Origin of the sequence: Rhodococcus sp. Q1, from assembly GCF_004153645.1 — a bacterium.
Lineage (GTDB): Bacteria > Actinomycetota > Actinomycetes > Mycobacteriales > Mycobacteriaceae > Rhodococcus > Rhodococcus gordoniae.
On the sequence record NZ_SDMJ01000002.1, the window covers coordinates 496,219 to 520,558 of the forward strand.

At 68.0% G+C, this 24,340-nt stretch carries 20 protein-coding genes, 2 tRNA genes and 1 other RNA gene; 7 read left to right on the plus strand and 16 right to left on the minus strand.

From position 1 onward, the window contains the following. Positions 1-4: 4 nt before the first annotated feature. The 13 genes from EQ874_RS07135 to prfB all read right to left on the minus strand — a co-directional run bounded on the left by EQ874_RS07135 (position 5) and on the right by prfB (position 10,978). Positions 5-77 (minus strand) — tRNA-Ala (locus EQ874_RS07135). A 144-nt stretch (positions 78-221) separates the two neighbouring features. Next, on the minus strand, positions 222-971 hold the full coding sequence (locus EQ874_RS07140; protein ID WP_064065064.1) for a DsbA family protein: 750 nt from the start codon (positions 969-971) through the stop codon (positions 222-224). 41 nt (positions 972-1,012) lie between these two features. After that, positions 1,013-1,504, minus strand: a complete 492-nt coding sequence (locus tag EQ874_RS07145; protein ID WP_129976375.1) for a MauE/DoxX family redox-associated membrane protein — start codon at positions 1,502-1,504, stop codon at positions 1,013-1,015. Positions 1,505-1,530: 26 nt separating this feature from the next. Beyond that, positions 1,531-2,748 (minus strand): MFS transporter, encoded by a 1,218-nt coding sequence (locus EQ874_RS07150; RefSeq protein ID WP_165369213.1) that lies wholly within the window; start codon positions 2,746-2,748, stop codon positions 1,531-1,533. Between the two features lie 57 nt (positions 2,749-2,805). After that, a complete protein-coding gene (gene pgm, locus EQ874_RS07155) occupies positions 2,806-4,434 on the minus strand; it encodes a phosphoglucomutase (alpha-D-glucose-1,6-bisphosphate-dependent) (protein WP_129976377.1) in 1,629 nt (542 codons plus the stop codon). A gap of 421 nt (positions 4,435-4,855) precedes the next feature. Further along, positions 4,856-5,224: a transfer-messenger RNA gene (gene ssrA, locus EQ874_RS07160) on the minus strand. A gap of 159 nt (positions 5,225-5,383) precedes the next feature. Next, the gene (locus tag EQ874_RS07165; RefSeq protein ID WP_207213511.1) at positions 5,384-6,241 is read right to left on the minus strand and encodes an EamA family transporter; all 858 of its coding nucleotides are present in this window, start codon (positions 6,239-6,241) and stop codon (positions 5,384-5,386) included. Beyond that, complete coding sequence (smpB, locus tag EQ874_RS07170; protein ID WP_026003226.1) at positions 6,238-6,714, minus strand: SsrA-binding protein SmpB; 477 nt, start codon at positions 6,712-6,714, stop codon at positions 6,238-6,240. The genes EQ874_RS07165 and smpB overlap by 4 nt, the downstream gene beginning before the upstream one ends. 69 nt (positions 6,715-6,783) lie before the next feature. Continuing rightward, a complete protein-coding gene (gene ftsX, locus EQ874_RS07175) occupies positions 6,784-7,689 on the minus strand; it encodes a permease-like cell division protein FtsX (RefSeq protein ID WP_064064808.1) in 906 nt (301 codons plus the stop codon). Positions 7,690-7,738: 49 nt separating this feature from the next. Then, positions 7,739-8,428 carry a cell division ATP-binding protein FtsE gene (ftsE, locus tag EQ874_RS07180; RefSeq protein ID WP_129976378.1) on the minus strand — a complete coding sequence of 230 codons (690 nt, stop codon included), beginning with the start codon at positions 8,426-8,428 and terminating at the stop codon, positions 7,739-7,741. Between the two features lie 55 nt (positions 8,429-8,483). Beyond that, entirely contained in the window at positions 8,484-8,894 is a 411-nt protein-coding gene (locus EQ874_RS07185; protein WP_242496671.1) for a hypothetical protein, read from the minus strand. Positions 8,895-8,950: 56 nt separating this feature from the next. After that, the gene (locus EQ874_RS07190; RefSeq protein WP_026003152.1) at positions 8,951-9,838 is read right to left on the minus strand and encodes a mechanosensitive ion channel family protein; all 888 of its coding nucleotides are present in this window, start codon (positions 9,836-9,838) and stop codon (positions 8,951-8,953) included. A gap of 21 nt (positions 9,839-9,859) precedes the next feature. Further along, a complete protein-coding gene (prfB, locus tag EQ874_RS07195; RefSeq protein WP_016933537.1) occupies positions 9,860-10,978 on the minus strand; it encodes a peptide chain release factor 2 in 1,119 nt (372 codons plus the stop codon). Between the two features lie 107 nt (positions 10,979-11,085). Here prfB and hisN point away from each other — a divergent pair, with 107 nt between their 5' ends. From hisN to EQ874_RS07215, 4 genes are all read left to right on the plus strand, one after another. Further along, entirely contained in the window at positions 11,086-11,871 is a 786-nt protein-coding gene (hisN, locus tag EQ874_RS07200; protein ID WP_064064810.1) for a histidinol-phosphatase, read from the plus strand. Positions 11,872-12,024: 153 nt separating this feature from the next. Then, on the plus strand, positions 12,025-13,419 hold the full coding sequence (locus EQ874_RS07205; protein WP_129976379.1) for an acyl-CoA dehydrogenase family protein: 1,395 nt from the start codon (positions 12,025-12,027) through the stop codon (positions 13,417-13,419). Positions 13,420-13,447: 28 nt separating this feature from the next. After that, a complete protein-coding gene (locus tag EQ874_RS07210; protein ID WP_129976380.1) occupies positions 13,448-14,662 on the plus strand; it encodes an acyl-CoA dehydrogenase family protein in 1,215 nt (404 codons plus the stop codon). A 204-nt stretch (positions 14,663-14,866) separates the two neighbouring features. Further along, positions 14,867-16,570, plus strand: a complete 1,704-nt coding sequence (locus EQ874_RS07215) for an acyl-CoA synthetase (protein WP_129976381.1) — start codon at positions 14,867-14,869, stop codon at positions 16,568-16,570. Between the two features lie 48 nt (positions 16,571-16,618). Here EQ874_RS07215 and EQ874_RS07220 read toward each other — a convergent pair. Next, positions 16,619-16,695, minus strand: a tRNA-Met gene (locus EQ874_RS07220). Between the two features lie 467 nt (positions 16,696-17,162). Between EQ874_RS07220 and EQ874_RS07225 the strand changes: the two genes are divergently transcribed. Then, complete coding sequence (locus EQ874_RS07225) at positions 17,163-17,678, plus strand: transglycosylase family protein (protein ID WP_129976382.1); 516 nt, start codon at positions 17,163-17,165, stop codon at positions 17,676-17,678. Positions 17,679-17,772: 94 nt separating this feature from the next. Here EQ874_RS07225 and EQ874_RS07230 read toward each other — a convergent pair whose 3' ends face one another. Next, positions 17,773-20,790: a UPF0182 family protein gene (locus tag EQ874_RS07230; RefSeq protein ID WP_026002997.1), complete on the minus strand. Its 3,018-nt coding sequence runs from the start codon at positions 20,788-20,790 to the stop codon at positions 17,773-17,775. Between the two features lie 192 nt (positions 20,791-20,982). On the opposite strand from EQ874_RS07230, the gene EQ874_RS07235 reads away from it, so the two are divergent. Beyond that, positions 20,983-21,588 carry a PPA1309 family protein gene (locus tag EQ874_RS07235; RefSeq protein WP_064064815.1) on the plus strand — a complete coding sequence of 202 codons (606 nt, stop codon included), beginning with the start codon at positions 20,983-20,985 and terminating at the stop codon, positions 21,586-21,588. A 79-nt stretch (positions 21,589-21,667) separates the two neighbouring features. Here the strand turns inward: EQ874_RS07235 and EQ874_RS07240 are convergent, their stop codons facing one another. Next, positions 21,668-22,693: a PDZ domain-containing protein gene (locus EQ874_RS07240; RefSeq protein ID WP_129976383.1), complete on the minus strand. Its 1,026-nt coding sequence runs from the start codon at positions 22,691-22,693 to the stop codon at positions 21,668-21,670. A 133-nt stretch (positions 22,694-22,826) separates the two neighbouring features. Here EQ874_RS07240 and EQ874_RS07245 point away from each other — a divergent pair, with 133 nt between their 5' ends. After that, positions 22,827-24,272 carry a zinc-dependent metalloprotease gene (locus EQ874_RS07245; RefSeq protein WP_064064817.1) on the plus strand — a complete coding sequence of 482 codons (1,446 nt, stop codon included), beginning with the start codon at positions 22,827-22,829 and terminating at the stop codon, positions 24,270-24,272. Positions 24,273-24,340 lie beyond the last annotated feature (68 nt).

Below are 24,340 nucleotides of genomic sequence, written 5' to 3' on the forward strand. Positions count from 1 at the left end.
CTTGTGGAGCTAAGGGGACTCGAACCCCTGACCCCCACACTGCCAGTGTGGTGCGCTACCAGCTGCGCCATAGCCCCGTATTCGGTTGTACCGTTGCGCTCCGGTGACTCCTTCGCGCTGACAGAAAACTACACCATCGCGCTCGACGCCAACAAATCGCCTGGTAGACGGCGCGATGGTGACGGGAGCACGTACCCGACGCGCTCCCGTCACCGTGCGATCTATCCGACGAGTTCGGTCACCCAGTTCTCGTTGCCGAGGGCGTCGACGACGGTTCCCTCGTACACGACGGCCGGGGTACCGGCCGCTCCGGTCGTCGCGAGCAGCTGACGTCCCGCCTCCGCGTCGGCCGAGGCCTCCTCGACCCGGGTGCCGTCGGTGATGCACTGTGCGACGTCCTCGGAGGCACCGGCGTCGCGGGCCATCTGCGCGAGACCCGCGTTGTCGATGTCGCCCTTGCCACCCTCGGCCGGTTGGTTGTCGGGCGACAGCACGGCGTTGTGGAATGCGGAGAACGCGCGGGCATCCCCGCTCTCGGCGACACACTGCGCCGCAGCCACCACCCGGGTCGAGTAGTCGCCGCTGCTCGACGCCCGGTCGAGGAAGGCGAGCATCCGGTACCGGACCGCCAGCTGCCCGTCGTCGATCGCCTGGGCGAGCTCCTGCGAATGCTTGTGCTCGAGTTCGGCGCAGTACGGGCACATCGGGTCCTCGAACAGGTCGACGGTCCGCGGGGCGTCGGGGCGTCCCAGCAGGATCGCACCGTCGTCCTCGATCGACACCTCCACCGCGGCGTTCTGCACGGAGCCGTAGTCGTCGTTGCGGGGACCGCTGCCACCCGAGGACCACAGCACACCGCCGACGACGAGCACACCGATCACCAGGATGGCGATGCCGCCGAGAATGTAGGTGAACCTGTTCGATGTCTGCTCCGGTGTGTACTTGCCGGATGGGACCTTCTTCGCGCTCACGGATTCTGCCCTCTACTGCTCGTCGGTGGGGAAGGACGATCTCACTCTGCCATCGACGGCTGAGTGGCCGCTGAGAGGGACATCCGCGAACCCGGACCGAGCGCGAACCAGGTGCGCGGTCGGACGATCAGCCACATCGACATCGCCAGAAAGCCGACATCCCGGGCGATCTCGATCGCGTAGTCGCGGCCGTCGACACCCTCGACCACGCCCCCTCCCCCGAAACAGCCACAGTCGATCGACAGACCACGCGCCCACGCCGAGGCGATCGCGGCGACGAGCGCGACCAACCCGAGTGCGCTGAGGAACGCTGCGGGGCGGGTCGCCAATCCCACCAGCAGGACCAGCCCGAGGACCAGTTCGAGCACGGGAAAGACCGCGGCGAACGGCCGCACCCAGTCGGTGGGCAGAATGTGGTACGCCCGAACCGCGACGACGGTTTGTGTCGGGTCCGAGAACTTCACCCAACCGGAGACGAGCCATACCGCTGCCAGACCGAATCGGGCGAGCGTGGAGACGAGACCGACCCACATGCCGGCGACAGTACCCGGCAGTCGACTCACCGCGCTGTGTCGCCGGTCACCGGTGCCGCCTGCTCGGCGACGCGGGTGCGCCCGGCTGCGAACCACGGCAGGGTTGCCGCGAGCATGATCACACCCGTGACCGCGAAGGCCGTCGAGTACGACACCCGGTCCGCGAGGAAACCGGCCGCGATCGGACCGATCACCGCGCCGACGTCGGCGACCATCTGGAATGCGGCGAGCACAGGCCCGCCCCGGGCCTTGCTGCCGACGACGTCGGCGACCGCGGCCTGCTGCGAGGGGTTCGACAGTCCCGAGCCCATGCCCGCCACGAACGAGGTGATGAGGAACCACACGACGCTCTCGGTGAATCCCATCGCGATCGTGCTGACCCCGCACACCAGCAGACCGGCCAGGACGAAGGGGCGCCGCCCGAACCGGTCGGACAGCTTGCCGGACTTGATGAGGACGAGTGCGTTGCCCACTGCGAACGCCGTCAGCGCGACACCCGCGAAGGCCTCCCCTTCCTCGAGGGCCTCGACGACGAACAGCGGCACCATCGCGACGCGGACCCCGAACACCACCCAGCCGTTGGCGAAGTTCGACCCGAGGGCCGCGCGGTAGACCGGCGAGCGCAGTGCGTCGCGCAGGCGCATGACGGGCACGCCGTCCCCCTTGTCGGGACGGGCGAGATCCGACGAGCGCAGGCTGATCCCCACGACCGAGGCCGCCACGAGCAGCGCCACGGCGTAGATCAGGAAGGGTGCGCGCAGACCCAGCCCGATCAGCGCACCACCGACGAGCGGGCCGAGAATGTTGCCCATGAGGAAGCTCGTCGCGTACAGGCCCGAGACACGGCCGCGGGCGTCGGCGGGCGCGATCCGCACGAGCAGCCCGAGCGCCGACACGGTGAACATCGTCGACCCGATACCGCCGAGGGCCCGGAAGACGAGCAGCTGCCAGTAACTCGCGGCGAACGCGCACGCCCCCGTCGACAGGGCGACGATGAGCAGGCCCGTGATGTAGACGGGCCGCTCCCCCAGCTTCTGCACCAGCGAACCGCTCGCGGGTGCGAACAGCAGTCGCATCGCCGCGAACGACGACACGACGACGGTCGCCGCCGTGACACCGACGTCGAAGCTGCGCGCGAATTGCGGCAGCGCGGGAGCCACGAGACCGAAGCCGAGCGCGATGACGAAACTCGCGACGACCAGAACCCAGATTTCACGCGGCAACGCCGCGTCACGTGTCCGCATGATACCCACGATGTTAGCGAGGCGCACGACCTCGCCGGGGCGCGGTGGCGGCCGCGCTCAGGACAGGACGGACGAGACGAGTTCGCGCGCCGCCTGCTGGACCTCGGCGAGATGGTCGGGGCCCCGGAACGATTCGGCGTAGATCTTGTACACGTCCTCGGTGCCGGAGGGACGGGCGGCGAACCACGCGTTCTCGGTGGTCACCTTCAGGCCACCGAGCGCGGCGCCGTTGCCGGGTGCCGCGGTGAGCGTCGCGGTGATCGGTTCGCCGGCGAGTTCGGTGGCACCGACCTGCTCGGGCGACAACTTCGACAGCACCGCCTTCTGCTCCCGCGTCGCAGGGGCGTCCACGCGCGCGTAAGCGGGGTCGCCGTACCGGTCGACGAGTTCGGCGTAGTACCGGGACGGGCTCTTCTCCGTCACCGCGGTGATCTCCGCCGCGAGCAGCGCGAGTACGATGCCGTCCTTGTCGGTGGTCCACACCGAGCCGTCTCGCCGGAGGAAGGAGGCACCGGCACTCTCCTCCCCACCGAAGCCCAGCGAACCGTCGCTCAGGCCGGGCACGAACCACTTGAAGCCGACGGGCACCTCGAGCAGGTCGCGGCCCACTCCGGCGGCGACCCGGTCGATCATCGACGAACTCACCAGCGTCTTGCCCACCTTGCTCGACTCCGCCCAGCCCGGCCGGTTGCGGAACAGGTAGTCGATCGCGACGGCGAGGTAGTGGTTCGGGTTGAGCAGACCAGCGTCGGGGGTCACGATGCCGTGCCGGTCGGCGTCGGCGTCGTTGCCGGTCGCGAGGTCGAAGGCCTCCCGGTTGCCGATCAGCGACGCCATCGCATTCGGGGACGAGCAGTCCATCCGGATCTTGCCGTCGGTGTCGAGTGTCATGAACCGCCAGGTGGCGTCGACGAGCGGATTGACGACGGTGAGGTCGAGCGCGTGCCGTTCGGCGATCTCGCCCCAGTAGTCGACGCTCGCACCGCCCATCGGGTCCGCACCGATCCGTACCCCTGCGGCACGGACGACGTCGAGGTCGACGATGTTCGGCAGGTCGTCGATGTAGGCGGCGAGGAAGTCGTGCCGTCCGGCGGAGGCGAGGGCGGAGGAGAGCGGCACCCGCTTCACCCCGTCGAGTCCGGCGGCGAGCAGTTCGTTGGCGCGGGCGGCGATGGTCGAGGTCGCATCGCTGTCGGCCGGTCCACCGGACGGCGGGTTGTACTTGAAGCCGCCGTCGCGCGGCGGATTGTGCGAGGGGGTGACCACGATGCCGTCGGCACGGGCCCCGGATCCGGCGTTGTGCTGCAGGATCGCGTGACTGACCGCGGGAGTCGGGGTGTAGCGGTCGCGGGAGTCGACCACCACCTCGACACCGTTCGCGACGAGCACTTCGAGTGCGCTCGCCCAGGCCGGTTCGGACAGCGCGTGCGTGTCGCGGCCGAGGAACAGCGGGCCCGAGGTGCCCTGCTGCGCGCGGTACTCGACGATGGCCTGGGTGGTCGCGAGGATGTGGTGTTCGTTGAAGGCACCGTCGAGGCTCGAGCCGCGGTGACCGGAGGTGCCGAATGCCACCTGCTGGGAGATGTTCTCGGGATCGGGCTGCACGGTGTAGTAGGCGGTGACCAGATGTGCGAGGTCCTCGAGATCCGCTGCCGTGGCCGGCTGTCCCGCTCGTTCGTGCGCCATGTGTTCTCCTCGTCGATGGTGGTGCCCTCATCTTGCCCGCCGGTCCAGCGGTATGTGCGGGATGAGTACCCGGATCCGGGCGTCGACACGGCTGGTCGCCGCAAAGGTCACTACTCCGTAGAGACCAAAGTTTCCAACCCCAGAGTCATATTGTTAGCTCACGATATAATCGACTACTTTCACCGAGTGGAATGAAGGCCCTGCCGGGGAGGACATCCTTCGTTTCGCTCCGCTGTCCCGGCATCGTCTCCGATGTCCTCCGGGCCGACAGCGCGACTGTGCCCGTCGCCGAGAAACTCACACCCGAGTCTCGGCGGCGGGCATTGCCGTTCTCCGCGCCGATCCGTTGACCTCCGGTCCGGGATCCCGAAACGACGAAACCCGGGTAGGTGATCGAGTGTCGATCTCCTACCCGGGCCGTTGGTGGAGCTGCCGGGAATCGAACCCGGGTCCTCCGCCGCCTTGCGAGGGCTTCTCCGTGTGCAGTTCGCTATGTCTCTACTCGGATCTCCCGTTCTCGCGAACAAGACGAGATGACGATCCCAGTCGCTGTTTGCTGTCCCGTACGTCTCCGCGACCGAGCCGCACGGTAGAGCTCTCTAGTCGATGCCAGGATCCGGGTCGAGAGCAAACCCGGGCTGACAGAGACGCGCTCGCTTAGGCAGCGAGGGCGTACTCGCGCTGAGTGGACTCGGCGCTTAATTGGTTGCAGCGACGCTTACGGTGGTCTCTTGCCTGCACCGACACGCTTCCCCTTGCTCAACGTACGCAGTCGAAACCGTTCAGCCCCGTACGCACCTGCGACTGTCGCAGGACTACCTACTGTAACGACCTCGAGGCACGATGTCATTCCCATTTCTCGAAACGATTCGCAGCCGGGTCATGAGCCTGCTCACATCACCTCTCACCAGCGGCGTCACCGGCTCGGCCTCACCCGTCCCGGGACGGATCAGCCCGGCAGGCCGACGAGCGCGACGGCGAAGCCCGCCGCGACCAGCCCGAGCAGTTTCACCCGGCTCACCCGCTCACCGAGCACGAGGACGGCGAGCAGCACCGTCACCGCCGGATACAGTGCGGCGATCACGCTCACGAGCGACAGCAGACCGTACTGGTAGGCGAAGAGCAGGGCACCGTTCGCGATCACGTCGATCGCGCCGATCCCGATGAGGATCGGCAGGAGGGGCCGGATCGGCCACACCACCGTGCGCCACGAGAAGACGATCACGAACCACACCACCAGCGTGGCGGTGGCGCGGGACGCCGCGAGCGGCCACAGTCCCGTGTCGGTCCCGACCTGGCCGAGCCCGACGAACGACAACGCGAACGCGATGCCGGATCCGACGGTCAACCACGCGATCGTGGGGGTGAAGGGCGGGTGCCCGACACCGGTGACGGTCTCGTCGGATTCGCGGCCGACCAGACCCACCGCCACCACGGCGACGACGATGCCGAGACAGGCGAGCAGCCCGGGCCGATCCCCCAGCGCGATGCCGACGAGCACGGGGATCCCTGCCACGACCACCGCAGTGATCGGAGAGACCACCGACATCGGCCCGTCGGCCAGCGCGAGGTAGAACCACCAGACGGCGATCCCGCCGGCCACGCCCGCCGCCGCACCCCACGCCAGCGACGCGGCGGTGACATGGCCACCGACGACGGACGCCGCGACGAGGGAGACGACGAGCGAGACCGGGTAGGTGACGGCGACGACACCCAACGCGCTCGCGCGCCGCGATGCGGCGCCGCCGGCGAAATCGCTCAGGCCGTAACCGACCGCGGCGAGCAACGCGAGCGCGACCGCGATCAGCGGCTCATGCCCTTCACCCGCCGGCCGAGCTCGCGGGTCACCTCGCGTTCGGCGGTCCGGCGTGCGAGATCCTGGCGCTTGTCGTAGTCCTGCTTGCCCTTGGCGAGTGCGAGCTCGACCTTGACCTTGCCGTCGGAGAAGTACATCGACAGCGGCACGAGTGTCTGGTTGCCCTCACGGGTCTTGCCGACGAGCGCGTCGATCTCTCGTCGGTGCAGCAGTAGTTTGCGGGTACGACGGGGGGCGTGGTTGGTCCACGTGCCGTGCCCGTATTCGGGTATGTGCAGCCCGCGCAGCCACACTTCACCGTCGTCGACCGTCGCGAACGCGTCGACGAGGGACGCCTTGCCCTCGCGCAGGCTCTTGACCTCCGTACCCACGAGCGCGACTCCCGCCTCGTAGGTGTCGATGATGGTGTAGTTGTGGCGCGCCTTGCGGTTGGTCGCGATGACCTTCCGGCCCTTTTCCTTCACGTGCAGGCCTTTCCGGTCCACGATCGATCGAACAGAACACCGTCCAGCATAGGAACCTCGCACAACACCTTATTCACGCACGTACAGACGCAAGGTCACATACGAGGTGAGGGCGGCCATTCCGACACCCACGAGCACCAGGAACGGCGAGACCAGAAGGATGTCGCTGTCGGTGATGCGGGCGACGATGTTCGCGTCGTAGACCTCGGTGAGCATGTCGTCGACGAACATGCTCTTGGCGACGAAGAGTCCGCCGATGGCGAGTGCGGCGCCCACGATCGCCGCGATCACCGCTTCGAGGAGGAAGGGCAGCTGCGTGTACCAGCGGGTCGCGCCGACCAGCCGCATGATGCCGACCTCGGTGCGGCGGGTGAAGGCCGCGATCTGCACCATGTTGGCGATGAGGAGCACGGCCGCGACGGCCTGGATGGTGGCGATGGCGAAGGCACCGTTGCGGATGCCGCCGAGCACACCGAAGAGGCGCTCGACGAGATCCTGCTGGTTCAGGACGCTGTCGACACCCGGTCTGGTGCCGAAGTCGTCCTGGATCGCGGCGAAACGCTCCGGATCGGACATCTTGATCTTGAACGAGGCCGGGAAGCTGTCGGCACTCACCAGTTCGGCGAGCTCGGGCTGATCGGCGAAGACGCGTTCGGTGGCGTCGGCGACGGCGTCGTCGCGGCTCAGATACTGGACCGACACCACGTCGTCGGTGTTCTCCAGGTCGCCGCGCAGAGCGGAACAGAGGTCCTGCTCGCAGTCCGGATCGAGCGAGGAGATGTCCTCGGTCAGGAACACCTGCACCTCGACCCGGTCGAGGAAGATCCGCTCCGTCTTACCCGCCATCTGGACCACGAGCAGACCCGCACCGAACAGCGCGAGCGAGATCGCCGTGGTGAGGATCATCGCGATGGTCATGGTGAGGTTGCGGCGCAGGCCGGTGGTGACCTCGCTGAACAGGAAGCTGGCACGCATCGGGTGGGAATCCTTCGGTTGCCTGGTGGGAGTGCTCGGGTGACGGGATCTATCGGCCGACGCCGTAGACGCCGCGCGCCTCGTCGCGCACGACGCGTCCGAGATCGAGTTCGACGACCCGTCGCCGCATCGAGTCGACGATGTGGTGATCGTGGGTCGCCATGAGCACCGTCGTGCCCGTGCGGTTGATGCGTTCGAGCAACAGCATGATGTCCTGGCTGGTCTCGGGATCGAGGTTGCCGGTCGGCTCGTCGGCCATCAGCACCAGCGGACGATTGACGAAGGCGCGCGCGATCGCCACGCGCTGCTGTTCGCCACCCGACAGTTCGGCGGGGAGCCGGTCCGCCTTGCCCGACAGCCCCACCAGGTCGAGGACCTCCGGCACCGTCCGGTCGACGATCCCGCGCGGCTTGCCGATCACCTCGAGAGCGAACGAGATGTTCTCGGCGACCGTCTTGCGCTGGAGCAGCCGGAAGTCCTGGAAGACGCACCCGAGGTTCTGCCGCAACTTCGGTACGCGACGAGCCGGGAGCCGGTTGACGTGGAAATCGGCCACGTGGATGTCGCCGGTCGTGGGCTTCTCCTCACGGAGGAGCAACCGGAGGAAGGTCGACTTCCCCGATCCGGAGGGACCGATGAGAAAGACGAACTCGCCCTTCTCGACGTGCACCGAGACCCCTTCGAGTGCGGGTCGCGTGGACGTCTTGTAGGACTTGGACACATTCTCCAGCCGGATCACGTGGACATGCTAACCGTTACCGTTCGGTGACCTGCCGTACCGGCGTGTCCGCACCCTACGGGGACGGTGAGTCGGTGTTCTCCGGGACCGTCCGGCCCTGCTCCTCGTTCAGTCCGGGTATCCGGGGCAGATCGAACGGGAGTTGCCTGGTCGTCGTGGTCGGGGGTGCCGTGGTTGTGGGTACCTGCGGGGGCAGGACGCCTTGTGGCGAGCCCGGAACACTCGTCGAGGTCGTGGGCGGGAACGTCGACGAGGTGGTCGACGGATAGGGCGTGTCGGTGGTCTCCGGAGTGGATTTCTGCGGGGGCACGGTCGCCGCCGGGGGCACGTACGGCACGTAGGGGGTCTCGGAGATGATCACCGCGCTCGACGGCGCCGCAGGCGTGTCCTCGGGCTGGTTCAGGAACAGATAGAGCACCCACATCCCCACCCACAGGCTGCACAACGCGAAGGTCGTGGTCCTCATCCGCCCACCGAGCAGGTGCGACGGAATACGCCTGCGGTGCGGCTCCCTCTCCTCGTTCACTGCGCCTCCACACGATCGACGACGCTGGCCGTGTCGAGCTGCGGCGTGACGGTGATGCCCTGCTCACGCAGCGCACCCGCGATACGCGCACGCAACAGTCGGCCCACCTGGAACTGCTTGCCGGGCAGGGTGCGCGCGACCATCCGCACGCTGAGCTGATCCACCTCGAGACTCTCGACACCCATCACGCTCGGCTCGTCGAGCAGCAGTTCGCGCAGGCGGGGCTCCTTGTAGGCCGCCACACCCAGCTCGCGCAGGATCTCGGTGACGTCGGCGATATCGGCGGTCACCGGGATCGGGACGTCCACCACGGCACGCGCCCAGTCCTTCGACAGGTTCACTGCCTTGTTGATCTGGCCGTTGGGGACGGTGATCACCTCACCTGCCGTACTGCGCACCCGGGTGACGCGCAGCGTGACGTCCTCGACGGTGCCGATCGCGTCCTCGGACGCACCGGTCACGGAGATCTGGACGGTGTCGCCGAAACCGTACTGGCGTTCGGTGATGATGAAGAAGCCCGCCAGGATGTCCTGCACGATGCGCTGGGCACCGAAGCCCAGCGCCGCGCCGAGCACGGTCGCCGGCGCGACCAGGCTGCCGATGGGCAGCTGCAGGTAGTCGAACACCTTCAAGGTGGCGACGATGTACACGAACGAGATCGCCATCCACGTGACCACCTGGGCGACCGAGTGACGATGCTTCGTCGCCTCGGAGCGCACGAGGTCGTCGGACTGCATGTAGCGCTCGTCGATGCGCCGCGTGATGCGGCTGCCGATCCAGGAGACGAACCGGGCGATCAGAACCGCACCCAGGATCGTGAGCGCGATCTGCAACCCGCTCGTCGACAACCAGTCGAGCAGTCTAGCTCCGGGAAGAAACGGCACAGGCCCCTCTCTCGTTTCCGATCACGATTTCTGCTCTTCCCGCATACGCCAGCGGATGCCCGACTCGAGGAATCCGTCGATATCGCCGTCGAGCACCGCCGACGGGTTGTTCACCTCGTACTCGGTGCGCAGATCCTTGACCATCTGATACGGATGCAGCACGTACGACCGCATCTGGTTGCCCCACGAGCTGCCCCCGTCGCCCTTGAGCGCGTCCATCTCGGCACGCTCCTCCTGACGCTTGCGCTCGAGGAGCTTGGCCTGCAGCACACGCATGGCCGCAACCTTGTTCTGGAGCTGGGACTTCTCGTTCTGGCAGGTGACGACGATGCCCGTCGGGATGTGCGTCAGGCGCACGGCGGAGTCGGTGGTGTTGACCGACTGACCACCCGGTCCGGACGAGCGATAGACGTCGACGCGGACGTCGTTCTCGTCGATGTCGATGTGGTCGGTGGTCTCGACGACGGGCAGCACCTCGACCTCCGCGAACGAGGTCTGGCGGCGGCCCTGGTTGTCGAAGGGGCTGATCCGGACGAGACGGTGCGTGCCCATCTCGACCGAGAGGGTGCCGTAGGTGTAGGGCGCCTTGACGGCGAAGGTGGCCGACTTGATGCCGGCCTCTTCGGCGTAGGAGGTGTCGTAGACCTCGACGCCGTAGCCGTGCTTGTCGGCCCAGCGGATGTACATGCGCATGAGCATCTCGGCCCAGTCGGCGGCGTCGACGCCACCGGCACCGGCACGGATGTTGACGAGCGCGTCGCGCTGGTCGTACTCGCCCGACAGCAGCGTGCGCACCTCCATCGCCTCGATGTCGGCGCGCAGGCTCTCACGTTCGGCATCGGCGTCGGCCAGGGCCGCGGCGCGGTCCTCGCCCTCCTCACCCTCGGCGAGCTCGTAGAGCACCGGCAGATCCTCGAGCCGCTGGCGCAACCCCTCGACGCGGCGCAGTTCGCCCTGCGCGTGCGACAACTCGCTGGTGACCTTCTGGGCGTGCTCCTGGTCGTTCCACAACTCGGGATCGGCGGCCTGGTGCTCGAGTTCGTCGATGCGCCGTCGCAGCTCCTCGACGTCGAGGACCGACTCCACGGTGCGGAGGGTCGTGTCGAGCTCGGCCAGGGCTGCGGAAACATCGGGATGCACGATTCAACAGGTTACCGGAGCGACGAACCGGTCCGACGTGGGCGATCGATACGCGCAGGGGGCGGCACGCTGCTCGACCCCGACCCGCGGCGGCTAGCGTTTCCGTCATGACCACCGACTACACCGCCGACCTGGACCTCGCCCTCCGACTCGCCGACGCGTCCGACTCCATCACCCGCGCCCGCTTCGGTGCGCTGGATCTGAAAGTGGACGACAAGCCGGACCTGAGCCCGGTCTCCGACGCCGACCTCGCCGTCGAGCGCACCATCCGCGAGATGCTCGGCGAGCAGCGGCCCGACGACGCGGTGCTGGGCGAGGAGTTCGGTGGCGACGCGGTCTTCCGTGGACGGCAGTGGGTGGTCGATCCCATCGACGGCACGAAGAACTTCGTGCGCGGCGTGCCGGTGTGGGCGAGCCTGATCTCGCTGCTCGAGGACGGCGTGCCGGTCGTCGGTGTGGTCAGCGCCCCGGCACTGAACCGTCGATGGTGGGCAGCTGTGGGCAGCGGGGCGTGGGTCTCGCACGACCGCGAGCAGCCGCGCCGCATCTCGGTGTCGCAGGTCGCCGATCTCGCATCGTCGTCGCTGAGCTTCTCGAGCCTGAGCGGCTGGCACGAACGTGGCATCCGCGATCGCTTCGTCGCCCTGACCGACGACGTGTGGCGGGTGCGCGCCTACGGCGACTTCTTCTCGTACTGCCTGCTCGCCGAGGGCGCCCTCGAGATCGCGCTCGAACCGGAGGTGTCGCTGTGGGACCTCGCGGCGCTCGACATCCTGGTGCGCGAGGCGGGTGGACGGTTCACGAACCTCGAGGGCGCGGCCGGTCCGCACGGCGGCAGCGCGGTCGCGACCAACGGGAGGCTGCACGACGAGGTGCTCTCCCGGCTCTCCTGATCCGGCCCGATCACGGTGGGTTCGACCCTGCTCGGCGGGTTCGGGCCCACCGAGTTCGTCGTGCGCCGCGACCGGAACTTACCGTACGGTAGACAGCAACCTTACTCGGAAGTAAGATCGGATGTCGTCCGCTCCCGCATCGAGAGACTTCTGGTGATCATGAGCAAGCAAGACAGCGTGGCCCGCCACACGCCTCGCGACACGTCCGCCGTCGGCCTCAACCCGATCAGACGGGACGCCATGGGCGCCGCCATGCGGGTGCTCACCCGCATCACCGGATCCGAGCTCGCGGATCGGTACAAGATCCGCGAGACGATCGACCGGATCACGTATCAGTCCACGAAGACGGGTTTCAAGACTCTCGGTGCCGCGACGCGCACTTTCAAGAAGGTGTCGGGCGGCGCGAGCGGCCCGCAGCGTCTCACGACCGCGAAGAACACCGACTTCTTCGACCTCACCCCCACCGACGATCAGCAGATGATCACCGAGACGGTGCGTGAGTTCGCCGCCGAGATCCTCCGGCCCGCCGCGCACGACGCCGACGAGGCGGCCGCGGCCCCGGCCGATCTCCTCGCACGCGCCGCCGAACTGGGCATCACCATGGTCAACGTGCCCGAGGCGTTCGACGGCGCCGCCGACGAGCGCGGCGTGGTCACCAACGTGCTCGTCGCCGAAGCCCTCGCCCACGGCGACATGGGACTGGCCCTGCCGATCCTCGCGCCGAGCGGTGTGGCCGTGGCATTGACCCAGTGGGGCACCGAGGACCAGCAGAAGACCTACCTGCCGGCCTTCGCCGGCGACGACGTCCCCCAGGCGTCCGTCGTGATCGCCGAGCCCCGCGCCCTGTTCGATCCCTTCGCGCTGCAGACCAGGGCCGTGCGCTCCCCCAGCGGATACCGCCTCAACGGCGTGAAGTCGTTCGTCCCGGCCGCGGGCAGCGCCGAACTGTTCGTCGTGGCTGCCGAACTCGACGGCAAGCCGTCCCTCTTCCTCGTCGAGGCGAAGAGCAAGGGTGTCGTCATCGAAGCCGATCCGGGTATGGGCCTGCGTGCCGCCGGCCTGGGACGCCTGCTGCTCGAGGATGTCGCGGTGCCGGAGTCGGCACGTCTCGGCGACGACGACGCCGACATCCGCGCCGAGCAGTACGCCGACGCCGTGCGGTTGTCGCGTCTGGGCTGGGCCGCTCTGGCGACGGGCACCGGACAGGCCGTGCTCGACTACGTGGTCCCCTACGTCAACGAGCGCGAAGCGTTCGGTGAGCCTGTCAGCCACAGGCAGGCGGTGGCGTTCATGGTGGCGAACATCAAGATCGAGCTCGACGGTCTGCGTCTGGTCACCCTGCGCGGTGCGTCGCGGGCCGAGCAGGGACTGTCGTTCGCTCGCGAGGCGGCCCTGGCCCGCAAGCTCGCCACCGACAAGGGCATGCAGTTCGGCCTCGACGGCGTCCAGTTGCTCGGCGGCCACGGCTACACCAAGGAACACCCCGTCGAACGTTGGTACCGCGACCTGCGAGCAATCGGAGTCGCCGAGGGCGTCGTCCTCGTCTGATCGGCCCGACCCGAACAAGGAACCTGTGATGATCAATCTCGAACTTCCCCGGAAGCTCAAGGCTTCCGCGAACCAGGCCCATCAGGTCGCCGCGCAGATCTTCCGGCCGATCTCCCGCAAGTACGACCTCGCCGAGCACGAGTACCCCGTCGAACTCGACACCATGGCCGCGATGGTCGAAGGACTCAACGACTCCGGTCAGGGCGCAGCGGGTGCCACGCTCGGCCGCGACAGCAAGGCCAAGCAGGACGGTCCCGCCGGAAATGCCAACGGCGGCAACATGGCCGGGCTCCTCAACGTCATCGAGACGTGCTGGGGCGACGTCGGCCTGACGCTGTCGATCCCCTATCAGGGCCTCGGTAATTCCGCGATCGCCGCAGTCGCCACCGACGAGCAGCTCGAGCGTTTCGGCAAGGTGTGGGCCTCCATGGCGATCACCGAGCCCGGTTTCGGGTCCGACTCGGCGGCCGTGACGACCACGGCCGCGCTCGACGGCGACGAGTGGGTCCTCAACGGCGAGAAGATCTTCGTCACCGCCGGTGAGCGCTCCACCCACATCGTCGTGTGGGCGAGCGTCGACAGGTCGAAGGGCCGCGCCGCGATCAAGTCGTTCGTCGTGCCGCGCGAGGCTCCCGGCCTCTCGGTCGCGCGTCTCGAGAAGAAGCTGGGCATCAAGGCGTCCGACACTGCCGTGCTGGTGCTCGACAACTGCCGCATCCCGAAGGACAACATCCTCGGATCCCCGGAGGTGAACACCGAGAAGGGGTTCGCCGGGGTCATGCAGACCTTCGACAACACGCGTCCGATCGTGGCCGGTATGGCCGTGGGTCTCGGCCGCGCGGTGCTCGAGGAACTGCGGTCGATCCTGAAGGACGCCGGCGTCGAGGTCTCCTACGACATTCCCGCGAACAACCAGCACGCCGCGGCCGCCGAGTTCCTGGCACTCGAGGCCGATTGGGAGGCCGCCTACCTGCTCGCGCTGCGCGCGACGTGGATGGCCGACAACAAGAAGCCCAACTCCCTCGAGGCGTCGGTGTCCAAGGCGAAGGCCGGCCGCACCGGTACCGCGGTCTCGCTCAAGGCCGTCGAACTCGCCGGCACCTACGGTTACTCGCAGCGGCCGCTGCTCGAGAAGTGGGCACGCGATTCCAAGATCCTCGACATCTTCGAGGGCACCCAGCAGATCCAGCAGCTCATCGTCGCTCGACGGGTGCTCGGAAAGTCGTCCTCCGAACTGAAATAACGCCCGGGTCATGGGGTCCGTCGCCGGTCCCGGAAGGATGATCGGGGCCGGCGACGGTACCGGGCGTTTCGGGGGATCCCCCGGGGGACGGGCCCTCGCCGTAGGTGCGGCGAGGGCCCTGCCCATACGAGGAAGTTCGCCTGGAATGTGAGATACGTCACCGCTATTGTGTGTCCTGACGCCGACACACAGCTAGGGGGACGGATGCTCGGTCAGGACATTCTCGGCAGGATCACAGGCGGGCGGATCACGCTCGACGACACGATCGGCCAGGTCAAGGACATCGTCGGATCACTCGCAGTACTCCATCGCGCAGGTCTGCTGCACTTCCCGCGCGTGGACCGCAGCATCGGGACGATCATGGCGGCCGACAAGTACGGCCCCTTCGCCGGTTCCGTGCACGCACAGGCCGAACGTGGCCTCGACGCCGTCGCACTGATCGACGAAGCCGGTGATGTCACCTACAAGGAACTCGAGGCCCGGTCCAACGCCCTCGTGCGTGCGTGGCAGCGCGCCGGGGTCGAACCGGGATCGGTCATGGGCATCATGGCCCGCAACCACCGCGGACTCGTACTGACGATGCTCGCCACCGCCAAGCTCGGCGTGCGGCTCGTGATGATGAACACCGGTTTCGCGCCGCGGCAACTCGTCGATGTCGCCGCACGCGAACAGGTCTCGACGTTCGTCTTCGACAGCGAGTTCGCCGAGGTCGCCGCCGCACTGCCCGACGATGTGCGCCGGTACGTCTCCTGGGTGGACGACGAGGTCCCCGGCATCCCGACACTCGAGCAGTCGATCGAAGGGCTGGACGGCTCGTCCCTGCCCGCCCCGGAGGTCTTCGGCGGCTTCGTACTGCTCACCAGCGGCACCACCGGCACCCCGAAGGGAGCACCGCGCGGCCGCACGTCACCGTTCGCGTCGGCCCAGTTCCTCGATCGGGTTCCGCTGCGCCCCGGTCAGACGATGCTCATGGCCGCCCCCGCCTTCCACGGCACCGGCGTCTCTCAGTTCGCGCTCGCCCTCGCGCTCGGCCAGACCGTGGTGATGATGCGGCGCTTCTCCCCCGTCGACACCCTGGGCCTCATCGAGCAGCACGGCGCGAACGTGCTGGTCGTGGTCCCGACCATGCTGCAGCGGATCCTCGACCTCGGACCGGAGAAGATCGCCGAGTACGACACCTCGAGCCTGAAGATCGTCTTCTCCGCGGGTTCGTCGCTCTCGCCCGACGTATGCCGCCGGACGACGGAGGCCTTCGGGCACGTGCTCTACAACCTGTACGGGTCCACCGAATGCGCCGTCGCGACGGTCGCGACTCCCGACGACATCCGGCAGGCACCCGGCACGGCGGGGCGCCCACCGGTGACCTGCCGCGTGGTCCTGTTCGACGACGACGGCAACCGCATCACCGAACCACACGTCCCCGGGCGCATCTTCGTCTCCAGCGGCCTGTCCTTCGCCGGTTACACCGACGGTCGCGACAAGGAACGCATCGACGGACTGCTGTCGATCGGCGATATCGGGCACCGGGACGAGAACGGACTGCTGTTCGTCGACGGCCGCGACGACGACATGATCGTCTCCGGCGGCGAGAACGTCTATCCGCTCGAGGTGGAGAACCTGCTCGCCGAACGGGAGGACGTGCTCGACGCCGCCGTGGTGGGCGTTCCGGATTCCGAGTTCGGGCAGCGGCTGCGAGCGTTCGTGGTCCCCTCCCCCGAGTCGGCCCGCGACGCCGAGGACATCAAGGCGTTCGTGAAGTCCACCCTCGCCCGGTACAAGGTTCCGCGTGAGGTGGTGTTCCTCGACGAGTTGCCCCGCAACGCGACGGGGAAACTGCTGCGCCGGGTGCTGGTGGACCTGGATGTGCCGGAGAATCCGGAGAGCGAGTACACCACCGCCGGGGCTTGAGCCCCGAACGAACGAAGGCCGGTCGTCCGAGACGACCGGCCTTCGTGGTGGTAGCGGGGACAGGATTTGAACCTGCGACCTCTGGGTTATGAGCCCAGCGAGCTACCGAGCTGCTCCACCCCGCGTTGCATGAACGAACCTACACGAGCGCGGAAACGGAATGCAAATCGCCTCGTCGGAGGCGAATCCGCGCGTTCGCACCCCCGATCGGAGACCCCGAGGTGGCCCCGTTCACATTTCCTCCATGACTATCGTCACATAACGAAGGCGTAACAATCATGCATCTATTCCCGTTATCTTTGCCCTGAGCAGCGAAAACGCAACGGATGCATCCCACAACGTGGACATCTTTGCTTCACGAGGCGGGGATGACGGACCGCGACACGCTTTGTACTGTCGGTCCCGGCTCGAAACAGCCGAGCCACCACCGGCCCGTCGCCGCCAGTTCTGCCCCGCGGGATCCGGTGCCTACGAAGACCCGAGGGGCAGGGACGCGATCGACGCGGTCCCCGATCCGGACGGAGACATTCTCCGTCGCCCGAGATCGACGAGGGCCGTCGCGCTTCCGCGAGCGCGGGAAGGACTCCACAGCATGACCATCTTCAGCACGCGTGCATTCCGCACTGCCGTCGTCACCGGCGCACTCGCCGCGGTTCCGTTCGCGCTCGCCACCGGCACCGCGTCCGCTGCCTCGCACAACTGGGACGGCGTCGCCCAGTGCGAGAGCGGTGGCAACTGGGCCATCAACACCGGCAACGGCTACTACGGCGGTCTGCAGTTCTCGCAGAGCACCTGGGAGGCCCACGGCGGCAGCGGCACCGCCGACCAGGCCTCGAAGGCGGAGCAGATCCGCGTCGCCGAGAACGTCCTGCAGACCCAGGGCCCGGGTGCGTGGCCGGTCTGCGGTCAGTACCTGACCACCGAATCCGCTCCGGCCCCGGCCGCGCCCGAGGCTCCCGCGCCTGCGCCCGAGGCTCCCGCGCCTGCCGCCCCCGAGCTGCCGGCCGAGCTCACCCAGGCGGTCGACACCGCGAACCAGCTCGCCGAGCAGTACGGCTTCGGTGCCGAGTTCTCGCAGATCGTCGACATCACGCTGGCCGGTCGCTGACGCCGACCGCCTCGACGAATGCAACGAAGGCCCGCGGTGCGAACCGCGGGCCTTCGTCGTATCCGATTCCGTCGTACCCGATTCCGTTCCCGGATCAGCCGCCGGTGGACTCGTAGGCGTCGACCGCCTGCTGCACCCGTCGCAGCGCTCGCCCGTAGGCTTCGAAATCACCGCTGGTCTGAGCGTTGGACAGCTCCGCGAGCGCCGAGTCGAGCTCGGCGACCGCGGCATCGCGGTTCGCCGGAGCGGTCGGAGCCGGCGCAGCCGGCTGCTGTTGCTGCTGATCGCCGGGCCGGTTCTCGCCGGTCGCGCCCTCGCCGAGCACCTCGCCCCGGGTCTCGTCGTCGACCACGGCAGTCGGCCGCGCCTCACCACCGGGAGCGGTGGCCGCGTCGCCGACACCGGATCCGAAGACCTGATCGAGTGCCCCGGCAAGGGTGGGCGCGTAACCGATCCGGACACCACCGCTGGCACCCGGCTCCCGGTAGCTGACGAGCACACGCGACAACTGCGGGAAGGTCGACGTGCTGCCCGCCGTCGCGTTGCGTTCGGTGTACATCGGCTGGACGTACAGGATGCCGCCGTCCGCGATGGGCAGGGTGAGCAGGTTGCCGTACTGGATCCGGTTGGACCGTTCGAGCAGTGTCCGTTCGGAGGCCACCCGGGTGTCGGAGATCATCGCGTTCTGCGTCTGCTCCGGACCGAAGGTCTGCGTATCCGTCGGTAGCTGCAGGATCGTGAACTTCCCGTAGTCCTTCGGGTCGGATTCGACCGAGATGTACGCCGACAGGAACTGGCGGTTGTAGCCCACCATCGCCGAGGTCAGGCGGAACCGCGGATCCGCCGTCTCACGATCGCCCATCAGCAGGTAGTAGGGCGGCTGGTTTGCGCTGGTGTCGACCGTCGGATCGGCCGGCACCGACCAGAACGCGTTGTTCGTGAAGAACTCGCGCGGGTCGTCGACGTGGTACTTCGCGAGCATCTCGCGCTGCACCTTGAACAGGTCCTCCGGGTACCGGAAGTGCGCGCGCAGCTCGTCGGAGATCTGATCCTGCGGGGTCACCGCGTCGGGGAAGACACCCATCCACGCCTTCAGGACGGGATCCTGCTCGTCGACCTGGTAGAGCGTGACGGTGCCGTCGTACGCGTCGACCGTGGCCTTGACCGAGTTGCGGATGTAGGAGACCTCCTTGCGGGGAAGCAACCGGCCGGTGTTCTGGTCGATGCTGTCCTCGACGAGTCCCTCGAGGGACGCACGCTGCGCGTAGGGGTAGTAGTCGAGCGTGGTGTACGCGTCGACGACCCACTTGATCCGGCCGTCGATCGCCGCCGGGTAGGCGTCGCCGTCGGCGGTCAGCCACGGCGCGACCTTGGTCACGCGCTCACGCGGGTCGCGGTTGAACAGGATCTTCGAATCGCTGCCGATGGCGCTCGAGAACAGGATGTTCCGCTCGCCGTACTTCGCGGCGAAAGCCAGACGGTTGAACCAGTTGCCGATGTCGACGCCGCCCGAACCGGTGTAGGTGTACTTCTCGGTGTCGGTGTCGTACTCCCTCGGCCCGGACGAGTCGGCGCTGTTGCCGACGATCGCGTAGTCCGGATCGGCCTCGCCGATGACCTCGCCGTAGTAGATGCGGGGTTGTTCGACGGGGATGACCTGATTTTCCGCGGCGAGCGACGCGAGGTCGCTGACGAAGTAGACGGGATAGCCGCTGTTGCTGTTCGCGGCCTCCTCCGCCGACGCACTCGCGGCGGCGTTCACGCGGTTGGCGGGCGCCGCGACGAGACCGTTGCCGTGCGTGTACACGGTGTGGCGGTTGATCCAGTCGGTCTGGTTGCCGGTCAGGCTCGTGGGCGAGAGCTCACGCGCCGCGACGATGTAGTCCTCCATACGGCCGTCGATCTCGTACCGGTCGATGTCGAGCGACTCGGGATAACCGTAGAAGTTCTTCAGCTGGGTCTGCTGCGTGAACGTGCGGGGAAGCACGTTCGGGTCGAGCAGGCGGGCGTTCGCGATCGTGGTGATGTCGGCCGGGATGCTCTCGGGCGAGGTGGTGCCCACGCCCGGGTAGTCCTCGTAGGTCACCTTGTCGTCGGTGATGCCGTACGCCTCGCGGGTCGCGGCGATGTTGCGCTCGATGTACTCGCTCTCCTTGTCGGCAGCGTTCGGGCGGACCGAGAACTGCTCGACCATGAGCGGGTACACCGCCCCGACGAGGATCGACGAGAGCACGAGCAGCGCCGTCGCGAGCGCGGGAATCCGCAGGTCGCGCAGGAAGATCGCGGCGAAGAACGCGATCGCGCAGATGACGGCGATCGCGAGGAGGATCAGCTTGGCGGGCAGGACCGCGTTGATGTCGGTGAAGCCACCGCCCGTGAAGGTCGGTTCCTTGCGGCTGCTCCAGAGCAGTTCGTAACGGTCGAGCCAGTAGGCGACCGCCTTGAACGCGACGAACAGACCGGCGAGGACGGCGAGCTGCACGCGCGAGGCCGTCGACATGCTTCCGCCGCGACCGGCGAGACGGATTCCTCCGAAGATGTAGTGGGTGACGAGGTTCGCGATGAACCCGAGCACGATCGCGACGAAGAACCAGTTGAGCACGAAACGGTAGAACGGCAGGTCGAAGGCGTAGAAGCCGACGTCGATACCGAACTGCGGATCGGTGGTGCCGAAGTCGCCGCCGTTGAAGAACATCTGCACGGTGACCCAGCCGGCCTGGGCGACCAGGCCGGAGAGCACACCGAGCACGACGGGGATGCCGATGCCGAACGCGCGCATGCGGGTCATCACGGTGGTGCGGTAGCGCGCCACCGGATCGTTGGGGCCGGTGGTCGGCACGAAGACCGGGCGCGATCGGTAGGCGAGCAGCATCGCCAGCCAGACGACACCGCCGACGAACAACCCGACCACCAGGAACAGTGCGATCCGGGTCAGGAGAACTTTGACGTAAACGTCCCGGAAGTCGACCTCGCCGAACCAGAGCCAGTTGGTGTATGTGTCCACCAACCGTGGTCCCAGCAGAAGCAGCACAGCCGCCACCACTGCCAGGATCAGCAGAACTCTGCTCCGCTTCGACAATGTAGGTACTCCGGTCGGGGGCCTCATGCCCACGTGCCACGCTCCCAACTCGTCCGGCGGCGCGAACGCACCGCATCTGTTCACCTCGCGCTCGACGAACGTGTGCGAACACGCCTCGTTCTCACGGAGTGACCGTTTCGCCCCACTCTACGGAATCCTCGTACAGGGGGTCGCACGACGCAGGTCCGGCAGCGCACACCCACGTACGGGTGCCAGGATAGGCCGGTGAGCCAACGTCTTCCCGTACCTTCCGAACAAGCACTCGCGCGCACCGTCCACGAGATCATCGATTTCGCGGATGCGGAGGGCTGGGACCGCCCTCCCGTGATGTTCGCGCTCGTCCCGACCGTGCTTCTCGCAGCCGCCGAACCCGCCCTCGCCGACCAGCTCGACGAAGGACACGAGTACACCCCGATCGCGCAGGAATCGTTCCCCGACGACGTCGAGGGCGGCAGTCCCGCACTCGAGGAGTTCCTGGCCACCACCACCTGGCCCGGCTCGGTCGCCGGGTGCGCGCTCGTCCAGGAGGTGGTCGTACTGCCGCCGAGCGCGGAGAACGAACTCGACGACGCCTTCGCACCGCTGCTCGCCGACGCCCACGCGGCCGACGAGGCGGCACGGCTCGCCGCGCACAGTCACCCGGAACGCCGCGCCGCCCGCCTCGTCTCCGCGGTCCTGCGCGACGGGCCGTCGCTCTCGCTTCTGCAGTTGCGTCCCCTCGACGACGACGATCCGTTCGCGGGCGCCGAACTGCGGACCTACGACAACCTCGCCCCGCACGTCGTGGCGGCGCTGTACGCGACCCTCGAGGCGAGCGACGACGATTACTGAGATGTCGACTACCGGGGAGGTCGACTACCGGGGAGGTCGACTACCGGGGTGTCGGTCCTCTCCGGGCGGCTGATGGGAGTCAGCTGCAGGCCGGCGCCTCGCGTCCGTCCGTGACGGCCTCGAGCGCGTCGATCGCACTGTCGAGGGTGTCGACCTTCACGAGCTGCACCCCCTCGGGTGCGCCGCTCGACGCCTCCGCGCAGTTCTCGGCCGGAACCAGGAAGACGGTCGCGCCGTCCTCCGAGGCCGCGGTGAGCTTGTGGGTGATCCCGCCGATCGGGCCGACGATCCCGTCCGAGTCGATCGTGCCGGTACCGGCGACGGTGAGGCCGCCGTTGAGCAGACCCGGACTGAGCTTGTCCACGACAGCCAGACTGAACATCAGGCCCGCGGAAGGGCCGCCGATGTCGGCCAGGTTGAACGTGACCTCGAAGGGCACCTCGGGAACCTCCTCGGTCGCGATACCCAGGAAACCCTTGTCCGGGTCGCCGGGCCGGGGACCGACCGGGACGTCGAACGACTCCTCGGCCTCGCCGCGCACGACCGTGATGTCCACCGACTCGCCGGGCGCGACCTCGCCGACCGCGCGCTGTACCTGGCCGGCCGTGCGCATCGCTTCGCCGCCGACGGCGATGATCCTGTCGCCCGCCTCGAGCACCCCGGAGGCCGGGGCGTCCTGGCCCACCTCGGCGATCCGCAGGGTCACCGGTAGGTCGAGGTAGTGCAGGGCGGCGAGTTCGGCGGACCGTTCCGACTGGGCGAACTGCGCTTGGTCGACGGCCTGCACCTCGTCCTTGCTGCGGTCGGGCGGATAGACCTGTTCGCGCGGGGCGACGCCGTACCGTCCGCTGAGCCAGGCGGTGACGGTCTGCGCGAGAGTGAGATTGTCGGTCACCCCGACGGTCGTCATGTACAGACTGCCCTCGGTCTCGTCCGCTTCGATCCCGTCGAGCGCGACGACCGGTGTGCCCTCGATCTCGCCGAGCGTGTCGAAGACGGGGCCGGGACCGAGCGCCACGTACGGCGCCCGGACGTTGAACGCCACGACCACGATGACGAGGATGGGGAGTACGAGCGCGAGCGGCAGGACGTAGCGACGATTCACCCGGCCAGGGTAGCGGTCGGCCGACACCGGTCCTCGGCGTGACCGCGCCGTCCCCTGGCGTAGCACGCGGTGTTCGCCGTCAGCGTGACCACGAGACCGGTCCCGCCTCCGCAGGCCTTGTACCGTTGGATGCATGAGCGACACGCCCTTCGGATTCTCGAATCCCGACGACGACCCCGACCGCAAGAAGGACGAGGGATCCGGTAGCGGAGGCTCCGGTGGCGGTATCCCCTTCGGATTCGGGCTCCCCGGCAGCGGTGGGGGCGACAACCCGTTCGGTGGTCAGGGCTTCGATCCCGCGCAGTTCGGTCAGATGCTCAGCCAGTTCGGGCAGATGCTCGCCGGTATGGGCAGTGCCATGGGTTCCGGTGGCGGCTCGGGTCCGGTCAACTACGACATCGCGACGAAACTCGCACGCCAGCAGATCGGGTCCGTGACACCCGTCTCCCCCCGCACCGCCGACGCCGTGGCCGACGCCGCGCGGCTCGCCGAACTGTGGCTCGACGCGGCCACCACGCTGCCCGCGGGGGCGTCGAAGGCCGTCGCATGGACACCCGTCGATTGGCTCGACAACACCCTCGAGACGTGGAAGCGTCTGTGCGATCCGATCGCCGAGCAGGTCAACGGCATGATGCTCGGCGGTCTGCCCGAAGAGGCCCGCGCGATGGCCGGACCCATGATGGGCATGTTCTCCCAGATGGGCGGCGTCGCCTTCGGATCCCAGCTCGGCCAGGCACTCGGCCAGCTGTCGAAGGAAGTGCTCACCTCCACCGACATCGGACTCCCGCTCGGCCCGGAGGGTACGGCCGCACTGCTGCCGGCCGCGGTCGAGAGCTTCGGTGAGGGACTCGAGCAGCCCGCCCAGGAAGTGCTCGTCTTCCTCGCCGCACGTGAAGCTGCCCACCAGCGCCTCTACAGCCACGTGCCGTGGTTGCGTCAGCGGATGCTGGCGACCGTCGAGGAGTACGCGCGCGGAATCCGCATGGACATGTCGTCGATCGAGGACCTCGCGCAGGGTCTCGACCCCTCGGCGCTCAGCGACCCGTCCAAGCTCGAGGAGATCCTCAAGCAAGGCGCGTTCGAACCGCAGACCACCCCGGAACAGAAGGCCGCACTCGAACGGCTCGAGACGATGCTCGCGCTCGTCGAGGGATGGGTCGAGACGGTCGTCGCCGACGCGCTCGGCGAGCGACTGCCGGGTGCATCGGCCCTGACCGAGACGCTGCGTCGTCGCCGCGCCACAGGCGGACCCGCCGAGCAGACCTTCGCCACGCTCGTCGGTCTCGAACTCCGGCCGCGGAAGGTTCGCGAGGCCGCTGCGTTGTGGCGCCGTCTGACCACCGATGCCGGCACCGAAGCTCGCGACCACGTCTGGGAACACCCCGACCTGCTGCCGGACTCGTCGGATCTCGACAACCCGGCGGCATTCGTCGACCGCGTGATCGGCGGCGGCACCGGGGCCTTCGAGGATCCGATCGCCCAGTTGCAGGCGACGATGGAACGCGAGCAGGCCGAACGAGATCGCGCGGCCGAGGATCGACCCGACGAGGATCGTCCCGGAGACGACCCCACCCCGTAGATCGGCTTCGCCGGTGGCGACCGGACACGCCCGCCCTGTGGACAACTACTTCTCGTGAGCGGTCCGAA

Coding starts and splice junctions, on each gene's coding strand:
- EQ874_RS07145 (WP_129976375.1), bottom strand. CDS start 1,504: ATGTGGGTCGGTCTCGTCTCCACGCTCGCCCGATTCGGTCTGGCAGCG.
- EQ874_RS07150 (WP_165369213.1), bottom strand. CDS start 2,748: ATGCGGACACGTGACGCGGCGTTGCCGCGTGAAATCTGGGTTCTGGTC.
- pgm (WP_129976377.1), bottom strand. CDS start 4,434: ATGGCGCACGAACGAGCGGGACAGCCGGCCACGGCAGCGGATCTCGAG.
- ftsX (WP_064064808.1), bottom strand. CDS start 7,689: ATGCGTGCCAGCTTCCTGTTCAGCGAGGTCACCACCGGCCTGCGCCGC.
- EQ874_RS07185 (WP_242496671.1), bottom strand. CDS start 8,894: ATGAGGACCACGACCTTCGCGTTGTGCAGCCTGTGGGTGGGGATGTGG.
- hisN (WP_064064810.1), top strand. CDS start 11,086: ATGACCACCGACTACACCGCCGACCTGGACCTCGCCCTCCGACTCGCC.
- EQ874_RS07210 (WP_129976380.1), top strand. CDS start 13,448: ATGATCAATCTCGAACTTCCCCGGAAGCTCAAGGCTTCCGCGAACCAG.
- EQ874_RS07215 (WP_129976381.1), top strand. CDS start 14,867: ATGCTCGGTCAGGACATTCTCGGCAGGATCACAGGCGGGCGGATCACG.
- EQ874_RS07225 (WP_129976382.1), top strand. CDS start 17,163: ATGACCATCTTCAGCACGCGTGCATTCCGCACTGCCGTCGTCACCGGC.
- EQ874_RS07245 (WP_064064817.1), top strand. CDS start 22,827: ATGAGCGACACGCCCTTCGGATTCTCGAATCCCGACGACGACCCCGAC.